At 57.8% G+C, this 22,089-nt stretch carries 23 protein-coding genes; 18 read left to right on the top strand and 5 right to left on the bottom strand.

From position 1 onward, the window contains the following. Positions 1-29 precede the first annotated feature (29 nt). On the top strand, positions 30-890 hold the full coding sequence (locus QQJ96_RS09350; protein ID WP_284331722.1) for a hypothetical protein: 861 nt from the start codon (positions 30-32) through the stop codon (positions 888-890). A 134-nt stretch (positions 891-1,024) separates the two neighbouring features. On the opposite strand, the gene QQJ96_RS09345 is transcribed toward QQJ96_RS09350, so the two are convergent. Further along, positions 1,025-1,933 (bottom strand): LysR family transcriptional regulator, encoded by a 909-nt coding sequence (locus QQJ96_RS09345; RefSeq protein WP_284331721.1) that lies wholly within the window; start codon positions 1,931-1,933, stop codon positions 1,025-1,027. 120 nt (positions 1,934-2,053) lie between these two features. Here QQJ96_RS09345 and QQJ96_RS09340 point away from each other — a divergent pair, with 120 nt between their 5' ends. From QQJ96_RS09340 to QQJ96_RS09300, 9 genes are all read left to right on the top strand, one after another. Beyond that, positions 2,054-2,599, top strand: a complete 546-nt coding sequence (locus QQJ96_RS09340; protein ID WP_284331720.1) for a carboxymuconolactone decarboxylase family protein — start codon at positions 2,054-2,056, stop codon at positions 2,597-2,599. 59 nt (positions 2,600-2,658) lie between these two features. Next, entirely contained in the window at positions 2,659-3,288 is a 630-nt protein-coding gene (locus tag QQJ96_RS09335) for a pyridoxamine 5'-phosphate oxidase family protein (protein ID WP_284331719.1), read from the top strand. Between the two features lie 2 nt (positions 3,289-3,290). Next, complete coding sequence (locus QQJ96_RS09330; RefSeq protein WP_284331718.1) at positions 3,291-4,148, top strand: alpha/beta fold hydrolase; 858 nt, start codon at positions 3,291-3,293, stop codon at positions 4,146-4,148. Between the two features lie 102 nt (positions 4,149-4,250). Then, the gene (locus QQJ96_RS09325) at positions 4,251-5,597 is read left to right on the top strand and encodes an alpha-L-fucosidase (protein WP_284331717.1); all 1,347 of its coding nucleotides are present in this window, start codon (positions 4,251-4,253) and stop codon (positions 5,595-5,597) included. A gap of 226 nt (positions 5,598-5,823) precedes the next feature. Next, complete coding sequence (locus tag QQJ96_RS09320; RefSeq protein WP_284331716.1) at positions 5,824-6,198, top strand: type II toxin-antitoxin system RelE/ParE family toxin; 375 nt, start codon at positions 5,824-5,826, stop codon at positions 6,196-6,198. 60 nt (positions 6,199-6,258) lie between these two features. Then, positions 6,259-6,588, top strand: a complete 330-nt coding sequence (locus QQJ96_RS09315) for a transcriptional regulator (RefSeq protein ID WP_284331715.1) — start codon at positions 6,259-6,261, stop codon at positions 6,586-6,588. Between the two features lie 710 nt (positions 6,589-7,298). Beyond that, positions 7,299-8,612: a serine hydrolase domain-containing protein gene (locus tag QQJ96_RS09310; RefSeq protein WP_284331714.1), complete on the top strand. Its 1,314-nt coding sequence runs from the start codon at positions 7,299-7,301 to the stop codon at positions 8,610-8,612. 123 nt (positions 8,613-8,735) lie between these two features. Then, positions 8,736-9,230, top strand: coding sequence for an STM3941 family protein (locus QQJ96_RS09305; protein ID WP_284331713.1), 495 nt, complete (start codon positions 8,736-8,738; stop codon positions 9,228-9,230). Positions 9,231-9,278: 48 nt separating this feature from the next. After that, a complete protein-coding gene (locus QQJ96_RS09300; RefSeq protein ID WP_284331712.1) occupies positions 9,279-10,223 on the top strand; it encodes a DUF488 domain-containing protein in 945 nt (314 codons plus the stop codon). Positions 10,224-10,245: 22 nt separating this feature from the next. Here the strand turns inward: QQJ96_RS09300 and QQJ96_RS09295 are convergent, their stop codons facing one another. The 4 genes from QQJ96_RS09295 to QQJ96_RS09280 form a co-directional block, all read right to left on the bottom strand. After that, positions 10,246-11,019, bottom strand: coding sequence for a LytR/AlgR family response regulator transcription factor (locus tag QQJ96_RS09295; RefSeq protein ID WP_284331711.1), 774 nt, complete (start codon positions 11,017-11,019; stop codon positions 10,246-10,248). Then, positions 11,019-12,101 (bottom strand): sensor histidine kinase, encoded by a 1,083-nt coding sequence (locus QQJ96_RS09290; protein ID WP_284331710.1) that lies wholly within the window; start codon positions 12,099-12,101, stop codon positions 11,019-11,021. The genes QQJ96_RS09295 and QQJ96_RS09290 overlap by 1 nt, the downstream gene beginning before the upstream one ends. 51 nt (positions 12,102-12,152) lie before the next feature. Beyond that, positions 12,153-13,004: a DUF2306 domain-containing protein gene (locus tag QQJ96_RS09285; protein WP_284331709.1), complete on the bottom strand. Its 852-nt coding sequence runs from the start codon at positions 13,002-13,004 to the stop codon at positions 12,153-12,155. Positions 13,005-13,196: 192 nt separating this feature from the next. Beyond that, positions 13,197-14,759 (bottom strand): phospholipase D family protein, encoded by a 1,563-nt coding sequence (locus tag QQJ96_RS09280; protein WP_284331708.1) that lies wholly within the window; start codon positions 14,757-14,759, stop codon positions 13,197-13,199. A 452-nt stretch (positions 14,760-15,211) separates the two neighbouring features. On the opposite strand from QQJ96_RS09280, the gene QQJ96_RS09275 reads away from it, so the two are divergent. From QQJ96_RS09275 to QQJ96_RS09240, 8 genes are all read left to right on the top strand, one after another. Next, entirely contained in the window at positions 15,212-16,042 is an 831-nt protein-coding gene (locus QQJ96_RS09275) for a hypothetical protein (protein WP_284331707.1), read from the top strand. An 824-nt stretch (positions 16,043-16,866) separates the two neighbouring features. Further along, entirely contained in the window at positions 16,867-17,586 is a 720-nt protein-coding gene (locus QQJ96_RS09270; protein WP_284331706.1) for an energy transducer TonB, read from the top strand. Positions 17,587-17,744: 158 nt separating this feature from the next. Next, positions 17,745-18,800, top strand: a complete 1,056-nt coding sequence (locus tag QQJ96_RS09265; protein ID WP_284331705.1) for an alpha/beta fold hydrolase — start codon at positions 17,745-17,747, stop codon at positions 18,798-18,800. Between the two features lie 183 nt (positions 18,801-18,983). Next, complete coding sequence (locus QQJ96_RS09260) at positions 18,984-19,949, top strand: RDD family protein (protein ID WP_284331704.1); 966 nt, start codon at positions 18,984-18,986, stop codon at positions 19,947-19,949. Positions 19,950-20,081: 132 nt separating this feature from the next. Further along, positions 20,082-20,645, top strand: a complete 564-nt coding sequence (locus QQJ96_RS09255) for a CYTH domain-containing protein (RefSeq protein ID WP_284331703.1) — start codon at positions 20,082-20,084, stop codon at positions 20,643-20,645. Between the two features lie 93 nt (positions 20,646-20,738). Next, entirely contained in the window at positions 20,739-21,257 is a 519-nt protein-coding gene (locus QQJ96_RS09250) for a hypothetical protein (protein ID WP_284331702.1), read from the top strand. Between the two features lie 2 nt (positions 21,258-21,259). Beyond that, positions 21,260-21,430 carry a hypothetical protein gene (locus QQJ96_RS09245; RefSeq protein ID WP_284331701.1) on the top strand — a complete coding sequence of 57 codons (171 nt, stop codon included), beginning with the start codon at positions 21,260-21,262 and terminating at the stop codon, positions 21,428-21,430. Then, positions 21,427-22,002: a hypothetical protein gene (locus QQJ96_RS09240; protein ID WP_284331700.1), complete on the top strand. Its 576-nt coding sequence runs from the start codon at positions 21,427-21,429 to the stop codon at positions 22,000-22,002. Before QQJ96_RS09245 ends, QQJ96_RS09240 begins: the two co-directional genes overlap by 4 nt. Positions 22,003-22,089 lie beyond the last annotated feature (87 nt).

Below are 22,089 nucleotides of genomic sequence, written 5' to 3'. Positions count from 1 at the left end.
GGCATTTGCTCCAGGCAGGAAACCGACTCATGCGAAACACGATCCGCAACAACAAGACTCTCTCTATCGCTCTGTGCGCGGGTGCCCTTGCCTTGGCCACCGTAGCGACTGCGCACGCCCAGGTACTTCGCGGCGGCCTCGCAGGTGGGCTGGGCGGCCGGGTCCAGCCCGCGATGGGTCAGATGGCCGGCCAAGTTGGCGGTTCAGCACATGGCATGGCCAACTTCGGTGCGCCGGACATCAACCAGATTGCTGCAGAACGACGCGCTGAGCGTCTACGCCAACGCGCGACGACAACCGCCGCTTCGGCGAAGGACACCGCAACCCAGGCGACCCGCCAGGTTGGCGAGCAAGCGGCCAATGCGCGTCAAGCCGCGACGGGAGCTGCAGGGCAGGCGGTCGGCCAGGCGCGCTCGGATGCTTCGATCGCCAAAAGCGGCACCCAAGGAGCGCTCGATCGTGCGCGCAATGCCGCTGGTAATGCTGTAACCAATACAGGCGGCGTGACCCATGCAGGCACGACCGTGGCCGGACAAGCAGCCGGTAGCGCGAACACCGCCGGCAATTCCACGCAGGCATCATCATCGGGCACCAGCAGCAGCGGAGCGGATAGTCAAACATCGCAGCCATCGGGCAGTTCGGCGCAGTCGTCCAACACCTCAAGCGGTAGCGCGGCTGGCATGAGCAACTTGACGGGCGCTGGTTCCGCTCACGGCGGTGCGAGTGCCAACGGCACGACTTCGAACCGCAATGCCACGGCCAACGCCAACGGCCATGCCGACACGGACGCTCATGTCAGCGGCTCGCACGGTACAACCGGAGGCGGCATCTCCACTTCTGCGCAATCCGGCGGCAACGCAGACGCCAGTGTGAATGCGTCCAAGCACTAAGCCGCCGACATCGCGAAGAACCGAGCAACAAGTGCGTAGCGCCATGGATGGCGCTGTACTCGGCTGCTAAATGAAGCGACAGATGCGGCGATGAATCGCGTCGACCCTTCCAAGCGAGTCGTCAACATTGAATGCTAAGGGAGGTGCACCAGACTCTCGCGCAAACGTGGCGCGGCGAAATCGATAAAGCTGCGCAATTTAAGCGGCATTTGCCCGCGTGAAGCGTGAAGAAGGTGGACGGGTACGGGCTCCGGCTCATACCTTTGAAGAATCCTTTGCAGGGTGCCGTCCCGTATCGCGTCGGCCACCTGATAGTGCAGCAAGCGAGTGACACCTACGCCTCGGATCGCTGCTTGCACCGCTGCTTCCGGCGTGGTCACTGCTAGTCGCGGAAGAATCGGAACATCGCGCATGGCCTGTGACCCGGGCATGCGGAAGCGCCAGGACGGTACCGGCGTGGGCGTGAGGACCGCCACGCATGGATACGTCAAAAGATCATCCGGCTGCTTGGGTACGCCGTGACCCGCGAGAAGTGTCGGGCTGGCGCAAGTCACAGTGCGCATCAAGCCAACCTGGGTGGCCACCATGGTGCTGTCGGGCAAGTTGCCGATGCGAACGGCCATGTCCACGTGGTCTTCGATGAGATCGACGTTGCGGTCGGCCAGGATCAGGCGAAGGTTGATCTGCGCATAGAGGGCGAGGAAGTCGGTCACCACCGGCAGCACATGCAGGCGGCCGAAGAAGACCGGCGCGGTCACCACCAATTCGCCTTTGGGCGTGGTGAATTCGCCTGCCGCCTCGCGCTCGGCGCCTTCCACTTCATCGAGAATGCGCCGCGCCGCCATGACGTAGGCCACACCTGCATCCGTCAACGTAAGTTTGCGAGTGGTGCGGACGAGTAGACGCGTGCCCAGGTGCGCTTCGAGGTCGGAAATCTTGCGGCTAAGCGTGGCCAACGGAACCCGCAGGGCCCGTCCCGCCGCGGAAAAACTGCCGTGATCGGCAATCGCTACCAGCATCGACATGGCTTCGAGGCGGTCCATGGATTATTCCGGTTTTCGGTAAAGACATTCCCGACTCTGCCCGATTATCTTATCAAATGGAAAGGCGCAGCATCTCCGCTCAAGCAAGGCCACCCCGGCCTTCAAAAGAGGAGTTCCCCCATGTCTCGCTTCCCTATCCCTACCCTTGATGCCGCTCCGGAAGCTTCCAAGCCGATCCTGGACGCTGTGCACAAGCAACTGGGCGTCGTGCCCAACCTGTTCCGGCTGGTCGGTACCAGCCCGACTGCCCTTGCCGCGTTCACCAGCTTTCAGGGGGCGCTGTCGAAGTCGCTGGACGTGAAGACGCGCGAGCGTATTGCGCTGGCTGTTGCCCAAGTAAATGGCTGCGATTACTGCCTGTCGGCACACAGCTACCTGGCTTTGAACCTGGCCAAGCTCAGCCCCGAAGAAATCGCCCTCAATCGCAGGGGCGCATCGAAGGACATCAAGGCCGATGCGGCCGTGAGCTTTGCATCGAAGGTGGCTGCGCAGCGTGGTCATGTCGAAGAAACGGATATCGCCGCGGTACGCGCCGCGGGATTCAGCGACGCGCAGATCGTGGAGATCATCGCGATGGTTGCCGAGAACACCTTCACCAACTACCTCAACGAAGTCGCCAAGACCGATATCGACTTCCCGGTGGTGCTCGCCAAGGATGCCGCCTGATTGACCCGGGCCGGGGGCGTGTTGGCGCCTCGGGCTGGATTCGTTGTCGGAGAGCAATCATGTCGTACGGATTTCTGGATGTCGCCATAACGCCAAGCGTCCGCGCCGTGCAGGCGGAGATGGGGGGCGATCGCTTCTGGGCGAACTTCAAGGGTCACCGGGAATTCGACCGGTTTACCGAGGGCGAAGCTGCGTTCATCGCTGAGCGGGACAGCTTCTATATCGCATCGGTGTCCGAAAACGATTGGCCATACGTGCAGCATCGCGGCGGTGCGCGCGGCTTTCTCAAGGTTATTGACGACAGGACCCTGGCGTTCGCCGACTACCGTGGAAACCGTCAGTACATCAGCACAGGGAACTTTGCAGCCAACGATCGCGCGTGCCTGTTCCTGATGGATTATCCCCGGCGTGCGCGACTGAAGATCTACGCACACGTGGAGACGTTGGCGCTCGACGCCGATCCAGCGCTAACCGAGCTGGTGACGGACGTTGCTTACAAAGCGAAGCTTGAGCGAATCTTCCGACTGCGGCTCAAGGCCTTCGACTGGAATTGCCAGCAGCACATCACCCCGCGCTTTACCGAGCAGGAGATCGCCACGGCGATCCAGCCGCTGCGTGAGCGCCTTGCCCGATTGGAGTCGGAAAACGCGGCCTTGCGTAGCCGGCTCGAAATCCCTGGAGAAAATTGACCATGACACATGCCACCTATCGCAGCGTTGACGTCGATGGCTTCGAAGTGTTCTATCGCGAGGCCGGAAACCCAAGCAAACCAACACTGTTGCTGCTGCACGGATTTCCAACCTCCAGCCACATGTTCCGCGACCTGATTCCGCTGCTTGAGGATCGCTTTCACCTGGTGGCGCCGGATCTCCCGGGCTTTGGCCTGTCGGCCCTGCCTACGCGGGACAAGTTCACCTACAGCTTCGACAACCTCGCCAAGGTGATCGGGCGCTTCACAGAGATCGTAGGTCTCAAGCGGTTTGCTCTCTACATCTTCGACTATGGCGCGCCGACCGGGCTGCGTATCGCGATGGCTCATCCGGAGAGGGTGACCGCCATCATTTCGCAGAACGGCAACGCCTACGAAGAGGGGCTAAGCGACGGATGGAATCCGATCGAGCGCTACTGGCGTGAACCAACAGATGCGAATCGACAGGCGTTGCGCGAGTTTCTCACGCCGCAGTCGATCCGCTGGCAGTACGAGCATGGTGTGCAGGACGCCTCGCGGATCTCACCGGATGGCTACGCGCTCGATGCCTGGTACATGCAACGCCCCGAGGCGGATGAGGTGCAGCTCGACCTGATGCTCGACTACGCGAGCAATGTCGCTTTATATCCCGCCTTCCAGGCCTACTTTCGCGAGCACCAGCCCAAGTTGCTGGCAATCTGGGGCGACAAGGACCCGTTCTTCCTTCCGCCGGGCGCAGCAGCGTACAAGCGCGATCTGCCGAACGCGCAGGTCTGCTTCCTGGATACGGGACACTTCGCGCTTGAAACCCACGCGGTGGAAATCGCGGCCGCAATCGGAGATCTCCTATCGTCGAACTAGGCAATGCCGGGCGCCGTGGGCTAGGGTGATGCGTGGACGACCATTGGTCTAATCATCGGACTATTGCGTATGATTGGCCGGTCCCACCACCACCGAGCCATCATGAAAAAATCCATCGCAAAGTCATTCCTGTTCACGGCTCTGGCGGCCCTTCCCTTTGTCGCAGCGGCACAGCCGACGGCGATGAAGCCCGTACCATCGGCGGCCAAGGAACAGCGCATGCAGTGGTTCAAGGATGCCAAGTTGGGTATCTTTATCCACTGGGGCATCTATGCGGTGGACGGCATCGACGAGTCGTGGTCGTTCTTCAACGGGAAGATCAGCTATCCCGACTACATGAAGCAGCTGCACGGCTTCACGGCGGCGCATTACGACCCCCAGGCCTGGGCCGACCTGATCAAGCGTAGCGGTGCCCGCTATGCGGTGCTCACGACCCGCCATCACGATGGCGTGGCACTGTGGGACTCTGCCCAAGGCATCAATGTAGTGAAAGACACGCCGGCGGGCCGCGACCTGATCGGGCCGTTCGTCCAGGCTCTGCGCAAGGACGACCTGAAGGTGGGCTTGTATTACTCGCTGGCGGACTGGTCGTCGCCGAATTACGACGTGTTCACCCGCAAGGAGAAACGCTACACCAACGATCCAGTGCGCTGGCAACGATTCGTCAGCTACTACCAGGGGCAGCTACGTGAACTTTCGCAGCGCTATAACCCGGATCTGTACTGGTTTGACGGTGACTGGGAACACAGCGCAAAGGAATGGCAGGCCGACGATACGGCCAAGATGCTGCGCGGCTACAACCCGCAAGTCATACTCAATTCGCGCCTTCCCGATAACGGTGACTACGCCACGCCCGAACAAGGCCCGCCGATTACCCGGCCCGCGGCCACATATTGGGAATTGTGCCTGACCACCAATGATTCCTGGGGCTACCAGCAGCGTGATCACGACTTCAAGACGCCGACGCAGGTGATCGGCCTGTTCGCCGACACGATCGGCATGGGCGGCAATCTCCTGCTCGACATCGGCGCCCGTGCCGACGGCACCATCCCGCAGGAGCAGATAGACATCCTTGATGCGCTTGGGCGCTGGGTACATCAGTACCCGCAGGCGATCTACGGCACCGACGCCGGCGTGCCGAAGGATTACTACAGCGGACCGAGCACCCTTTCAGCCGACCACCAGACCTTGTACCTGTTCGTCGACGGAAAGCCGAATGGCCCGGTGTTGGTCAAAGGGCTGATGAACAAGGTGGTTGACGCCCGTGTGCTGGGCAGCAACGCCAACTTGAAGACCCAGCTGATCGGCAACAGCGTAAATATCCCGGGGCTGCTGTACATCGACCTCGCCGGGCAGACGTTGGATCCGCAAATGAGTGTGATCGCACTTAAGCTGGATGGCCCGCTCAAGCTCTTCAAGAAGCCGTACGACGCAACCACGGGGAGCTAAGCTCGACAGCGGAGACCTGGCATTCCATGCATTCCTTGGATGGCCAGGTCTCTATGGTGCCAGCCTAACGGAGCGGTACCGAACTACAAGAAACGGCGGCAGCCCAGGACGTCCCCGATTCCGCCAAGGTCAATGCGCCATGAATGGCGAGTTTCCGAGGAATTTGCTAGATGGTAACAAATATGTTACCATATGCACGCATAAGAACGATAGGGAGCTTCTTCTTATGCCGGCTATTACCGAATATGTAGATAGCAAAGGTCGCAATCATTACGCTGAATTTTTCAATGATCTACCTGCCGTCGCTGCCGCTAAAGTCACAGTGGCTGTGGTCAGAATGGAAACCGGCCATAGCTCAGGATTGAAGAGCCTCGGTGCTGGCTTGGCCGAATGGCGCATCGATTGGGGCAAAGGCATTCGCATTTATGTTCATCAGGACGGTGACGAGCTTATTGTTCTGATGGGCGGCGGCGATAAGAGCGATCAATCAAAGGAAATCGAAAAAGCCATCGATCTAGTCAAGGAATACAAACAACGCAAAAAACAGAGCAAGGAAGCGACCAAGAAAGCGACAACAGTCAAACGGAAAAACAAGAAGTAATCGTATCTAGTATGGCTGCCCTACCTTCAGCTTTACTGAGAAAGCAAAGGAGTTCTAAACATGGCACTCACCGTGGACTACCGCGAAACCGTAGCGGAACGTATCAAAAAAGACCCGGAATTTGCCCGCGCTCTACTGGCTGAAGCAGCCACCCTACTGGTCAATGGCGAAGCCGAAGCAGCACGCCTACTTATGCGTGATCTGACACATGGTCTGGTAGGTTTCGAAGGATTGGCCAAGGAAACGGGCAGGCCGTCCAAGAGCCTTCATCGCATGCTTGCTGCGGGTGGAAACCCTGGCATGGATGCTCTGGCAAGTATCTTCAAAGCCCTCACTGGCGCCATGTTGCATGGCAAGAGCGCGGTTGTGAAGATCGCCGAGGCCGCCTGAGCCAAATGCTCGCCTTCGGGTCTGGATTTACCAAAAAGGATACTTGATGAATCCAAAGACAGCGGTGATTTGGCTTTTGGCCTTAATCACATTTTTAAGCGGAGCGATCGTACAGTACTTCCACCAAAGACATGCGCAGCTCCCTCCCTTTGCGGTGCTGTCTGTTCCAACATATGCGTTTCTTCTTTTTCTATGGTACCGGCTGGATGCTGAGCAGCGGTCATATAGGCGTAGCTACCTGTTAAACGTGTGCGTCGCTGGCCTAGTCTTGATCGGACTTCCGTATTACTTCCTTCGCTCTCGCGGAGCCAAGGGTGGTTTCGCAGCGACCGTGCTGTTTATCCTGTCATTCCCGGCTTCGCTCTTGGTGTCATTGGCTGGCCAATTTCTCGTCTTCTCGCTGCTGCGAAATTGGCACTAGTTTTCGTCGGGACCTGCATCTGCCACGATGTACCCTCGTTACGCCTGACGTCCGGCTTTGATCGTTCCCATAGACTCGCTTTTCGATAACACATCGGAGCAAATCGGCAATGAAGCGTACCCACGGACTACTAGTGTTGTTGGCATCCGTACTGGCTTTTACGCAAGCTCCTGCTGCCACTAGCCCGCGACACGCGGAGCTGGCGCAGACAACGCGGTTACCCGACTCTGGGGCGGGTCAGCTACTAGGAGCTTGGCTCGATCTGTGTAGGACACCCAATGCCGAACAGATGGCGAAATGGCTGGCGGCGAATCTTTCGGCCGAGGTTACAAAGCACATATCGGCGCAAGAGCTTGCGCAATCCGATTTCGAAATGTGCACCGATAACGGTGGCTTTCGTTTGGTAAACGTCACCCAATCCAGCGCTCACAGCGTTACGGTGCTAGTGAATGGCGTGAAGTCCCACGAATGGTTCAAAACGCAGCTTGCGATGGACGACGCTGGCCGCGTCGTTCGATACTTCACCTTCCCGACCACACCCCCGGAATCGGCCTTGCCGAAAGACCTTGGCGATGCGGCTATCGCGCGTGAAGTGAGTGAAGTAGTCGCCGAGAAGTCACGCGACGGGTCTTTCTCGGGCATCGTCGTGGTTGCACGCGGAACACAGATCATTGCCAGCGCCAGTGCCGGCTATGCCGATCGTGTAAAGAAAACCCCGATCAGCTCTTCGACGCAATTCACCCTCGCCTCCATGGGCAAGATGTTCACGGCAGCTTCGATCGGTCAGCTGGTCGATCAAAAGAAAATGTCGTTTGACGATACCGTTGGCAAGTTCTTCCCTGACTATCCCAATCAGACCGTGCGCAACAAGGTCACGGTCGGCATGTTGTTGTCACATACCTCCGGCATGGGTGATTTCCTGGGTGCACGCACGCCGGAAATGATGAAGCATGGCGTGAAGCGCGCCGAAGAATTCATGCCGCTGTACGACAAGGATGAGCCGAAGTTCGCGCCAGGAACGAGTTGGGCCTACAGCAATGCCGGCCTCGCGCTAGCAGGCGCCATCGTCGAAAAGGTGTCCGGCGAAGACTATCCCAGCTATATCCGCAAGCACATCTTTGCAGCGGCAGGAATGACTGGCAGTGATCCCAACAATATCCCGTACTCCGGGGCGAAACTGGTCGTCCCCTACACGAGAATGACGGAACAGGGGCCATCGAAGACCTGGCATGAAGCGGAACGTGATATCGGCAGCCCTGCTGGTGGCTCGATCTCCACGGCAGATGACCTCGTGCGATTTGCTAGTGCTTTGCGCGATGGAAAGCTGGAGAGCAAAGTGACGTTCGATCAGATGGTCAAGTCCCGTACTACCAAAGCGTTTGGCGACGAAAATTACGGCTATGCGATGGAGATTGAAAACATCTATGGCCGTACCGTCGTGGGACACGGGGGCGGCTTTCAGGGCGTAAGCACGGATCTATCCATGATCCTCGGCTCGCCGTATACCGTCGTGATACTGGCCAACCAGGATCCGCCCGCCGCGAAGCGCGTCGGGAGCGCTATCGTCGCGTTGGTGGTAGAAAAGGCCAAGTCGGGGCAATGACCTGGCTTGCAATCCTTTTGGCCGACGCGATGACATCTTTGAAGTGACGGAAGCGAGCGCGAAGACAGAGGAGCCGTGGGCACTCTCTTCGCGAAGGAGTGCCGGATGTTAAAGGGGGGAAAGATGAATCAGAGCTTCGAGCTACGCAATTCATTGTGGAGAAATGCTGTGCTATTCGCTCTGTGTCTGGGCCTCTTCGTTCCAGGCTTGCTGCTGCAAATGTGGCAGATATGGTACGGGCTGATTCTCTTTGGAGGAGGCACGATTCTGTTTGGTTACAGGACGTTCGATCGCCGTGTCAAAGTCGTGATCGACGAGCGCGGAATTCAAGATTTTCGCTCCAGGAAATACGGATTGGTTCCCTGGGGCGATGTCGCCTCGTTCGAATTTACCAACGTCAAGGGCAATTATTACCTCTATTACTTCCCGCGGGACCCGTCCAAGTTTCATCAGCCATCCTCCAAGGTCGGCAAGTGGCTGGATAAGAAGATCAAGTTCAGGGTGCAGGTTTCATTGCAAAACATGTCCGTGGACATTGGTGGGCTCAGTATGTTTATGAAAAAAATGATCGCCGCGCATTCTTCGGTGCAACTGCCCGTAAATCAGGTTTCGGCATAGGAGAGATGGACGTGGTTCTTTATTGCGCTTACCAATCATGGTCTAGGCGTGATATTCAAGCTTGCTCGTGGAGGTCAGACGGCGATCTGGGTGAATGACGGCCTATTGGACGCCGCGAAACTGGAGCAACTGCGAGCTGAAGGTTTTGACTTGACAAATTTCACCCATCGAATTGATCCGATGGATGAGCTGGATGTTCAAGGTGCAGTGGAGACGATCAGGGAGCATCATCCGAACCAGGTTTTGTACGTTGAGCGAATCCAGCCTCGATGCCGCTTAGGCATTGGTTATGCGCTTATGGGTGAGAAGGCGTTTTCCATGAACAGCCCCGGGGAACAGGGTGCTCCTTGCTTCCCTTTACGGAATCGCTACCAAGGCAGGGGCAAAGTAAGCCCGTATCGAGCAGGTCTGAAAGCCAACCCCGTATTTCATCCAAGGCGTTGCATGACGCTTCCTTTCTTCACCATCGGCCATTCCAACCGCTGCCTGGACGAATTTGTCGGGCTGTTGCGCGAGGCGGAAGTTCAGCGCGTGGTGGATGTCAGAGCCTTTCCGCGTTCACTGACCAATCCGCAGTTCAATACGGAGGTGTTGCCCGAGGCGCTGCAGCCTTTCCAGCTATCGTACGAACACCTTGCCGCCCTTGGCGGCCGTCGCTGCCGGTCCAAGCCTGTCTCTGCCGAGGTCAATGCCTTCTGGAGCAACCAGAGCTTTCACAACTACGCAGACTATGCGCTCTCGGAGGCTTTCCACAGCGGCCTTGAACATCTGCTTGCGCAAGGACGCAATGAGCGGTGCGCGATCATGTGCTCGGAAGCCGTGTGGTGGCGCTGCCATCGACGCATCATCACGGACTATCTGCTGGCGCACGGTGAATCGGTCTTCCACATCCTTGCGCCTGGCAACGTGGATGCGGCTCGGCTGACCGAGGGGGCGGTGGCTCAGTCGGATAGGACGCTCACGTATCCCGCTGCCGAATCACCACAGAGGTGACTACTGTCTGACAAGCACCCGTCTACATTTGTCGAAACAGATGAAGATAACTGCGGCTGACGGGCAACTGCTCCTTGCGATCCTTCAGGTGCACGCTGGCGGTTTCGTTGCCGCCGCGGGTGATATGGCTTATGGCACGCAGGTTGACCACCACCGAACGGTGCACCTGTACAAACTGCGCGGCATCGAGTTGGGTGATGAGTTCCTTCAGAGTGCTGCTGATCAGTGCTTCGCAGGCTTGGCCGGCCTCGCCGCGCCAGGCGATCAGCGTGTACTTCGCCTCCGAGCGCAAGTAAACGATGTCATCCACGGGAATCAGGCGCAAGGTCTGTCCGACCTGCGCGCGTATCCAGCGCAGCGACGGAGGTGAAGCGCGACGTTCGAGCTGGGTGGCGAGTTCGCGCAGCAAGGCTTCGGTATTCGACGCCGGCTGCGCCATGCGCAGGCGTTCCTTCAGGCGTGCCACGGTTTCTGCCAGCCGCGCCGGTTCCACCGGCTTCACCAGGTAGTCGAGCACGCCTTGGGCGAAGGCTTGCACAGCGTATTTGTCATAGGCGGTGACAAACACCACGTGTGCGCGCCGCCCGATGTGATGCGCCACATCGACACCGGAAACGCCCGGCATGTGCACGTCGAGGAAACATACGTCGGGTTGGATGGCGTCGAATTGCTTGATCGCTTCACGGCCGTTGCGTGCCTGTGCGGCTACCTGCAGCTCCGGCCACGCTTGCGCAAGCATCTGGGCCAAGGCGCCACGCAACAGCGGTTCGTCGTCGGCGATCAGCGCGGTAGTCATCAGCCACCTGCCTCGCGCGCCGGGAATTCAACTTCGGCGGAGACGCCGTGTGGATGTTGTGCGTTGATGCTCAGTCGTGCGTCGCCGGCGAAAGCCAAGGTGAGGCGCTCGCGCAAGGTTGTGAGGCCGGTACCCAGGCCTTTACTGGAGGACTGTAGTCCCACGCCTGTATCGCTAACGCGCACTACACAGCGATCGCCACGTCGCTGCACGTGGATGTCGATGCGTCCGCCTTCCTCGCTCGGGTCGATGCCATGCCGCACTGCATTCTCGACCAAGGTAAGCAAAGTCAGCGGTGGACAGCGCAGCGAACGTGCCGCGTCATCCACGTGCAGCGCAAACTGCAGGCGATCAGGAATGCGCATATGCATCAATTCCAAGTACGCCTTCACCAGCTCCAACTCCTCGCCGAGCGTGGTGACCGATTCGTTCAAGCGCGGCACCGCCGCGCGAAGATAGGCGATCAGATTACGCAGCACTGCAGATGCTTGCGGGGAACCTTCATCCACCAGCACCTGTACGTTGGCGAGCGTATTGAACAGAAAATGCGGCGCGACCTGCGCCTGCAACAAGTGCAGGCGCGCATCCAGTGCCTGACGCTCAAGTTCGCTGCGTTCCAAGTCGAATGCGAGCGCTTGGTGGCGGGCCAAGGCCTCTTTCTGGCGCACGAGCGCGCCCAATGCCGCCCACGGCGCCAGCAGAATGCCGAGAAAGCTCAGGGTAAAGAAGCCTCGCAGGCGGTCCTCGTCATGCCAAAACGACGGCGCGCCTGCCGGAGTGGTGTACACATAGAGCAGCCAGGTCGCAAGCGGGACGGCCACTGCCACGCCCAGCACCTGAAGGACCCAGCGTGCGAGCCATCTCGGCATGCGTGCGGGCCACTGCTCGAATGACCCGAACGTCAGCATCGCGGCCAGTCCTGCTCCCACTGTCTTGAGCAGCAGCGTAGGGGTGCTCGACAACCAGCTAGGGGCCAGCAGCAATCCCAGGGCACCCGAAATACCCAGGGTAAAAAGCAGGCGCTTCCAGCCCAGCATCAAGGCCAGGCCCTTTGGCTTTGCGTGAAAATAGGATGCGGACACCGCGGAAGAATAGTCAGGTGATCTACCGATCGCCAAGCCCCCGACAACCACCTACAAGTGGGGCAGCCACAGGAAGGCGAACGCGGCGGCGATGCCCACACCCATCATCAGCGTCAGCGTCACCAGGCCGCCGGCCATCGCAAACTTCGCCGATGCCTTCCGGCTCTTCTCCGCGACAAAGTAAAGCTGCAGAACGCTCAGGGGCAGCAGGTATTCGGCAAAGCCCAGAAAGCTCAGGAAGGGACCGGTAAAGGTCTTCGGATCGAAACCGACCGGCCCGTGGTTTACCGCGATCCAGAACATCAGGCCCACGCGAAAGAACCACACCCCGCTTACCGCCAGGAACAGGCGAAGCGCCCAACGACGATGCACATCGAAGCGTCGGCCGCGTGCGTGCTTGAGGGCAAGACCGGCAAAGCCCAGGATCAGCAGCGCGTTTAGGCTCCCGCTCAGGCGCCCGATCAAATCGCCTCCGGCGACATGGCGCGCCCAGATCATGTACACGCCACCAAGGCTGGCGATCATGGCGGAGATCAGGAAGAAGCGGCCATTCCAGCGATGAAAGCGCGGCCAGCGCCGTCGGACCAGCGGCACGAGCTGGGCGGCCCCGCTCAGCATCACCGCTACGGCGCACAGCAAGTGGGCAACGAGTGCCGTGTTGCCAAGGGTGTCGCCGCGGATATATCCGGCGGCAAGCACGGTATTCCATTCCTGCCAGTGCCCTCGCATGGCCGTGCGGCCGTAAAAGTCGACCACATAGAACGCAAACAGCAACTGGCCCAGTACCGCAACACCTAGCCAGAACGCCGCCGCGGCACGCAAGGCCGGAGTCGCCCCGCGTTGCCAGGGAGACTCATGGGTGTTGAGGTCGGGTACGGTAACAACGGTCGCAGACGCGTTCATGAGCCTCTCCTCGGTATACCGGGGAGCTTTCCGCGAGCGGCGCGTTACAAGGAAGAGGTCATCCGACGAACGACGGTCCGAGGGCAATGAGTCGCACCCAGGGGCGATGGGCGCCTAGCCCGTTTTGGCTTGGCGCAGCTATCCGTGGTCGGTGGGTGGCGGCGTAAGGGCGGGGTTCTCCCCAAAACGTGGCTAGAGCAAGCTATCGATAGGAAGTTGGCGCAGCAGCGTTACTTCCGCACGTCGCTTTACGCTTGCAGCCGGTTCGCTATGGAAGGTAACCGGCTTGCCATTATCGTCAGCCTGCCAGATGACGTCATGCGAAGCCGAGTCGTATGTCACCTGGTACGCATTGGAAGGCTGGGTCGCGGTATGGAAGAAATCGCTGACCGCGTGAGCCAATCCGGGCGAATCGACAATGACGCCCATTTCGGTGTTGAGCAACTTGGAGCGCTGGTCCATGTTGAGCGAGCCTATGAAGACCTCGCGGTCGTCTACGACGATGGTCTTGGCGTGAAGGCTGGTACCTGACGATTTGCCGACGGATGTGGTCGGCTGGCTTTGGCCCGGCTGCGGTTTGAGTTCGTAGAGCTGCACGCCACCTTCCACCAGGGTCTTGCGATAGTGCACATAGCCAGCATGCGCTGCCGTCTCATCGGTCGACGCGAGCGAGTTGGTCAATATCTTGATGGACACGCCACCCTGGACCCGCGCCACGAGGTGCTTGGTGCCGGCGTCGCCGGGTATGAAGTAGGGCGTCGTCGCCAGTATCTCGTGCTGGGCGCCGTCCAACATGGTCTTGAGCTGCGGGCCGATGCGCAACGCCGGCACGTCGCCGTCGGCCTCGATCTTCGCCGGTTGATCGGCCACGAACTGGGCATCGCCCCAAAACCATGCACCTCGCTTATCGGCGGTCGGTCCATCGGGCAACTCATCCAGCACGGCTTGCGCATAGTCCGATTGGGCGAATTTCCGCACTTCCTTCTGGAGCGTCACCCGTGCGGCGGCGAGGCGCTTGCCGGAGTCATCCGCCTTCTTGGGCTCGAGTGGATAGGCGGCATCGCAGTTCCAGTAGGTGTCGAATGCCTCGGAAGCCTGCTGTACGACGGGGCCGATGGCCACCACGTCCAGGTCGCGGAAGTGCGTGTCGCTGCCGGCGTCGAAGTAAGGATCGCCGATGTTGCGCCCGCCAATGATGGCCACGTTGTTGTCGACGATGAATGCTTTGTTATGCATGCGCCGATTGAGGCGCCGCCACTCCATCATGAACTGGACGGCACGGGATACCAAGGTTGGGCTCCGCGTCCGGAAGGGGTTGAATAGCCGGATTTCGATGTTCGGATGCGAGTTCAGCGCCGAGAACAGATCGTGCTTGTCATCGAAGTTGTCGTCGTCGATGAGCATCCGCACCCGCACGCCACGGTCTGCCGCGGCAAGGAGGTGCTGCATCATCAGGTGCCCGGTCATGTCGTTGGCGAAGATGTAATACTGCAGGTCGATCGAGTGCGCAGCGTGATCGGCCAGCGCCACCCTACTGAGCAGGGCATTCGTACTCAGCGTCAGCAGCCGAAAGCCCGACTGGTGCGAATGCTTGTTCACCTCCGCATGGGTGTACCGCGCCGACGGCGTATCGGTGGCTGCCGGCAGGTGGTGCGTCTCCGCCTTCGCCGTGCTCGGCGGCAGCGTGGAACACGCCTGCAGCAAAAGGCAAACGATTGTGAAGGCAAACGCGACGACCCGACGATCTGTTCGCATGCATACACCCTAAGGTTGGCCAGCCAGCCCGCCTCCCGCGGACATCTCCCGCTCTTGTCGCATTGTTCATTTAGCATAGCCGGGCAGTATCCCTGCTGACTATCGGCGCGCATCCCGCTCAGACGCAGCCAGCATCGCAACATGCGTCGTCTACCGTTCAGAGAAGCGTCGACTCACCCACGTCGCTCAGGGCGGATGGGATTGGCCCGCTTGCGCCCGGCACCCCCTGACACTTGGATTGTCGTCAAGCTAAATTAGGTTCGCTTGCAAAGCCAGGCGAAGCTTGGGTCTTGGCCTGCCTTTCCTTACGAAAAATCGGGTCGGAACGCATTTTCGAGAAGACTTTTTGCAGATCGGACCTCGCCGCAGGCCTAGAAAAGTGTTCTGATACCTTTGATAGAAAAAGCCAGTGGCGCGGACTTGACCACTCGCCCTTGCATTAGGCGCTTCAAATGCAACGACTGATACCCCCTAGAATTCATGTATTGCTGGCTCGCGACAGTGCTGCTGCAGTGGTAATCCGTCGAGGTCCGACGCGCCATACCGCTATCATCGGATGGGATAGAAAGACGGACAAATTCAAAACTGGACAATGGTTGTACGGCCGCATCTATGAGCGTCGCTGCGATCTTGCTCCCGACGGTAAGCATTTGATTTACTTTGCAATGAATGGAAGGTGGGGCTCCAGTGCAAAGGGTTCATGGACCGCCATTTCGAGGGCGCCCTATTTGAAGGCCGTTTCACTCTTTGCAAAGGGTGATTGTTGGCATGGTGGCGGGCTCTTTCGGACATCGACCGACTATTGGTTGAATGATGGGCATGGGCACGAACTGCAAAAAGAAGATCGAAGCCTTCGAAGAGTCGTTGAGTACCCGTGGCACGAGCAATACGGCGGGGAGTGCCTAGGTGTGTACTACATACGGTTGCAACGCGATGGTTGGAAACTGAAGTACTCGGCACCCGATGGAGAGGGAGATCAAGTCACCGTGTTTGAAAGGCGTGTAAACGATCACTGGACTCTGCGCAAGCTAGCTCATGCCGGCCTTGCTCATTCTGCCGGTCGCGGCGTCTATTTCGATACGCACGAACTTTTCAACTCTCGAACTGGGGAGGTCATCTCAAAGATGGATTGGGAATGGGCGGAGCTTGATGGTGCTCGATTGATATGGGCCGCCAAGGGGTGCCTGCACTCTGGGCGTCTTGACGCCAAAGGCCTGCGCAATGAGAAGGTGCTGCATGACTTTTCGCCTATGCAATTGGAAAAGCTTGCGGCACCGTACTGACGCTGATGCCACACCTTCAAGTGGCACTGAGTCCCGTATTCGAAGTGGATACTGCAAAGTACCGATCAAAATCAAGGTGCACATCAATTCCAACGCACCAGGATTCTATTAGGAGCTGCACGTTGGGCGTTTCAAACCGTACCTATGCTTGTGTTGTATGCGGTGTGGTGCTCAGGGCACGATTGCCGGACGGCTGCGTGTATAAGGGATTGAGGGGCATTCCAGCGGCAGATCTAGTTGCACCCGCTCCGTACGGCCATTGGGCGGGATTGCGTGTTACTCATGGGTATAAATTGCCGGACTGGCTGCATCACTGTGGGGAACCAATGTTTCTTCTGGGACGACGTGCTTCGCAGGCTGCAATGCAGATTGAACCATCCGATAGGGTGGCGTGGCTGGCGCTCGGGGCGCGCATCTCGAAGCATGCAGGCCGAAAGCGGTGGCGGCCGATCACTGAGTTATCGAAAATGCGAGATGCTTATCCATTGATCTGACGTGCGGCCAAAACGATGCCGTCGACGGTCCTTGGCAGGGTCATCTAACGTCCGCTCCTGGACGGGACACTGCCAATTTTGGGTTACGTACCTAATCAGGCACCAGATAATTGACTAAAAACCTCGGGCAGTTGGGTGGTTCAAGTTCGTGTTCAAACTCAAAACGCCTTGGAGGATCCGGATAACCTGATAAAGAGCGTTCAACCGCCGCGACGACATCAAACCGTGCTCGAGATGCGCGCCCACGCAGCCACTAACCATTGGGCTTTTTTTTATGGATGCTTCTCGATAAGCTGATGTGCTTCAAGGGGACATCCAGGGAAAATCACTGTGAAAACATTTCACGTGGTTGCGTTAGTAGTTGCTTCGCTCGCGAGTGGCATGGCTCACGCCATTTCGCCGTCATCGGTATCCGACCCATACCAAATTCAGGTTACCGTCGACACTTCCGGCCACATTTCGTCGATACTGCCCGAACAGAACATGCGCGACGAGTACATACAAGCGCTCAAGAAGGCCGCGCCGCAATGGCGATTCGCCGTGCACCAAGTAAGAGGTAAGCCGGTTCCGTGCACCACATGGATACGCGTCAAGTTCAGTCATGCAAGTGCGGTGAATGGAGTAAGCGACTACGTCGCAGAATATATCGGAAATGGGCCCTACATCGAACCCACGCGCATCTCCTATCCCCCGCACCTGTACCAGTGGCGTATTTCCGCCATTTTCTACGTTCGTTTTGTCGTTGAACCCACTGGCGTCATCGATAATGTACAACTCATTCAAGCATGGACTAGTGGTGGTAAGCCAATTGGCGATGCGATGCAGGACGTCACAAAAGGCATCGTGCGTTGGAAAACAAAGCCCATGCTTGTCGATGGCCGCCCGGTTTCCGCTCAGATCATTGAACCAGTCTCCTTTATCACCGAAAGCAGCCTCGACAAGTCCAAGCCGGATTTCGGGATGGAGATTGCCGGCGATTCGCCGAATTCAGGGCGGCCGATTGGCAATATTCCGGAGTCCGGGGCGGTGGCGCCGCTATCGAAGAATTGACGCAAAAAAACAATGCGATAAAAAAACAATGGGGTCAAAACACTTCTTTTAGAGCACTTTTCGCTGATCCAACCACGAAGCAGGAGGGTTGGATAGGCTCGTCTTGTGCAAATGATAGCCTTGTAAGAAAGTGTCTTAAGAAACCAGGAGTATCCACAATGGAAGCAACGACATTTGCGGTATTGGTCGCGGTGGGCTTATCACTTGCCTCTTCAGCCGCAGCGCAAACGATGCCGGCAAAGCCGCCCATCGTCGACGACCCGGTCTACACCAAGCCTCAGCAACTCGTGGACGTTGGTGGCGGCCGTCGGCTGAATCTATATTGCCTAGGCGAGGGCTCTCCTACGGTGGTGTTCGATTCTGGCCTGGGTGATTCGACAGTGGCATGGGCGCTAGTTCAGCCGGTCATCGCCAAGAAGACGCGTGCGTGTTCGTACGACCGCGCGGGCCTTGCTTTCAGTGACGCTGCTACGCAACCAAGTGACGCGAAAAACGACGCGGAGGATCTGCATGCGCTATTGCAGGCCGCTCATGTCGCTCCGCCCTATGTCCTGGTCGGGCACTCCTCCGGTGGCATGGCGGTGCGCGTTTTCGCCGATCGCTATCGCGACGAAGTGGTCGGCATGGTCATCGTCGACGGCGCGCACGAAGACCAATCCCAGCGCGAAGAGGCCGCCGGGCCCTTCCGCAAGGCAAAATGGGAAGCCGATCTGAAAGACACAAGTTGCGTGGATGCCGCCAAAAATGGCGTGATCGCCAAAAACGACCCGCTTTACGACAAATGTGTGGGAAAAGTGGCTATCGACCCGCATTATAGCCAAGCCATCAACGATGCCTCATTGAAATACAGCGCAACGCTCAAATGGCAATCGGCCGTGCTTTCAGAGAAAAGAAGCGTCTTCGACGCCAGCGCCGACGAGACGCGCGCTACCCGTAGGGATTTCGGGGACATGCCTATCATCGTGCTAACGCACGCGCCGCATCCGTGGCCCAAAGACTGGACACAAGCGTCGCAAGACCGGCATACGCTGCTATGGGAAGACATGCACAACGAAGTCGCGGCGATGTCGACCCACGGCGTCAATGAAATCGTGCCGCGATCGGGTCATGACATCCAGTACGATCGGCCCGAAATCGTGATCGATGCCATTGAACAAACTATTTCGATTGCCGATAAGCAGGCGCGGCAATCTACAGTGGCGTCGACTAAATAGTTTCGTGACGCCTGCTTGGTCGCTCAGTGCGTAGGCTGGGATGAAAATCCCAGCTATCCGCGCGGCATGTTTGTGCTGGGATTGCCATCCCGACCTACGCGGCGATGGCGGGGTGAGGCTGGCCATCTCTACCGATACCGAAGGATTTCCGGCAGAATCCCCTCTACAAAGGGGGAGTGGAACATGGACGCATTGCAAGAAAACGGGCAGCTAAACGAGCTGCCTACACTGACGATCGCCAATTTCTGGTCGCGCTTAGGCGCCATATTTATCGATCTGTTAATCGTTGGCGCAGCCGGTTACGTGCTTGGCTTCTTTCTGTTCGATACGCTCGCCAGGCTCGGCGCGTATGCGCGCATTATTGGCTTTATTATAGCCATCTCGTACTTCGGCATACTCAATAGCCGTATAGGCAACGGCCAGACCTTAGCCAAGCGCTGGCTGGGTTTGCGAGTTGTCGATGGCCGTGGTTTGTGTATCGCGTTGCCGCGCTCGCTGCTGCGCTACACCGTGCTTGGGCTTCCCTTCTTTTTGAATTATCTGCCCTTGGATTCTGAGGTAACTGCACTACTCCTTGAAACGTTGATATCGATCATCCTTTTCGGGGGCATGTTCAGCACCTTCTATTTGTATCTATTTAACCGGCGAACGCGTCAGTCCTTGCACGATTTGGTTGTGGGAACGTATGTCGTCAACGTCAATCCGCCTGGCCTTCGTCTGCCGTCGGTTACCCTGTGGCGTGGGCACCTGGTGGCAGTCGGACTGATCGGGCTGTTTGTGCTCCTCATGCCGCCATTGGGGAAAATGCTGGCGCGGCATATAAACTTTCAGCCAGTACTTGAAGTACAGCACCAACTCCAGCAGCAACCGCACGTACGCCATGCTGGTTTTGTGGAAGGCGAAACCTTCGTCTATTCCAACACCGGAAATCGGACAGTCGGCCATCTTCAAGCCGATCTTACGCTCGATGCCCCCATGACATCCGATGCAGACATCGCCCAGGCTGCGGCCCGCGTCATTCGAACAGCCTATCCGGAAAAATCCAAACGAGTTCCCATAGTGGTGCGCCTGGTTTACGGCTACAACATGATCATCGCGGCGCGACGGAATTCTCAGGTGTATCGGTATGAGCCGGGTGAATTGCCGTAGACCTGTGTGGCTGGCTTCGTGAAATATGAGCCACTACGTTCTGACACGTTTGCTCGCGATAAATGGCCTCCCTTCGTCGAACTAGTGACGGCCGCCTCCGACCCAAGACTATCCGCGCATTCAGGGGAAGTAATGAACGTTGACAGCCATTTGGCGGCTTCGCTTGGATTTCATACATCCAAATACTTGGCGGTCGAGCGTGAGCGCCGATGGCTCTGCCGCGCGATGCCTGATGGGCTTGAGCTTCAAACTGAGCGAATAACCGATCTCTATGTCACTGGCGCAAGTCTTCGACTCAGGGAGGCCAGGCCTGTATCAGGGGGTTCGGCGATTCTTCGTCTGACCCGAAAAGCCGATGTGGATTCATGTACCCGGCTCCTTACGACCATTTACCTGTCTGAGGAGGAATTCCGAATTCTTTCCAGTACGCTTCCGAGCAAGCGAGTGCACAAACTTAGGCATCGGCTGCCGCCGAAATCCGGTGTGGTGACGGCGATCGACGAATTTCAAGGCGAGCTTTCCGGGTTGGTCATGGCAGAGGCCGAATTTGAATCGGCCGAACAATTGTCGACCTTTCAGGCTCCGCCCTTTGCGGTACTTGAAGTCACTGGGGATTTGCGGTTTACCGGCGGTGCTCTTGCGAGTCAAGGTCTTCCCCACGACCTTTCAGAACTTCTCGCAGCCAACGCCGGTTAATTGGAGGTATCCGCTTCCTCAGCCAGCAACGGACCTAGCCTTCGCTCGGGAGATGGCTAATACTCGCGCTTGGTTGAGATCCAGGGGAGAAGGATGAAAACGCCTGAAGAATTCGCGGAAGCGATGAAAGGGAAGGGAACCTATACGCAAAGGCGCCAAGACGCGCCGTTTGTGCTTTCAGGGGCCACGCCAAAGAAGCCTCACAATATATCCTGGCCCGAGATAAGTAACGTTGAGCAGGCCGTACAAGCTTCGAACATGGGGGCCAGCGCGGCCATAATCATTGCCGCTGTCAATGCGATCGTCGCGACCATAAGCATCGTTAAGCACACTAACATCGTCGGTGTTAATGGTGCCGGATATGTCGATGCAACTCTGTTCGCGCTCTGCGCCTGGGGCATCTACCGTCGATCGAAACTAGCAGCGATCGCAGGGTTGGCTCTCTTCGCGACGGAAAAAGTATATCAATTTGCCACGCAACCAAAGGCGCTACTAGGACTTGGCTTGGCCTTGTGCTTAATGCTTTTCCTTATCAGCGGCGTCAGGGGTACGTTTGGTTACCATCGCTTTACTTCGAAAGACACACTGAAGGACGTGGAGCCTAAGGTATAGACATGCCCGTCTCCGACACATGGGGATTAGGTGCGGTGGATGTTATGGGGGAGTCATGCTCGAGTCATTCAACGTCGATGGGTGCATTTTTCAAGCGCCTGTGGCCGATCAAGCAACCGATCGCCTTCAAACCGAAGCAAATGCCGGAAGGTTTTGAAGGAGTGAATTCGTGAAACGTTTGTTGCTTGTCCTAGTTGTCGTCACTGCGACATGGGCTAGTGGCGTATGCGCCTCTGAACCAATAGGGACGAAGGAATGCCCTGACCCGTACTCCGCGTTTGGACTACAGGCATTTAACGAGCCTCTACTCACTGCAGTCGGCAAGAGGCTGGACTATTTCGCCATCAGGCTTACCTATCTGCCAACGTTTCGGCATCCGATTGTGCTTCGTTATGAAGAAAATGGCTCAAATCTGACTCGACGAGCGGCGGTGTTGACTGGCCGTTTTGGGTTTTCCGCTGGCGATCTTGGATTCCAGAAGATCGACAACCCGTCCAGAGCCGAGATCGAAGGCATAAAGCAAGCGCTGAACGACTCCGGCTTTTGGGCGCTTCCCACGAAAGACGATGTCATGGGTGCTGACGGAGATATCCTGATGGTTGAGGTCGTGAATCATGGGGAATGCAAGGCCATATCACGGTGGCAGCCAGATTTTAATGCCCAGGTAAGAGGCTTGGCAAAGCTCGTTGATTTGTACACGGCATTGTATAAACGAGCGGGGATATGGGCCGATGTCAATAAGTAGTTCCTATTTGTGATCGGTTGCTTTGCAGATTGAAATGGAGTTGATTGAAATCGCGCGAGAGGGATTCTTATGCTTCCCTTCTTGATC

The sequence above is a fragment of the Dyella flagellata genome, assembly GCF_030160275.1.
Lineage (GTDB): Bacteria > Pseudomonadota > Gammaproteobacteria > Xanthomonadales > Rhodanobacteraceae > Dyella_B > Dyella_B flagellata.
Note: the sequence above shows the minus strand (reverse complement) of the source record. Positions and strands in the feature narration are given on the sequence as shown.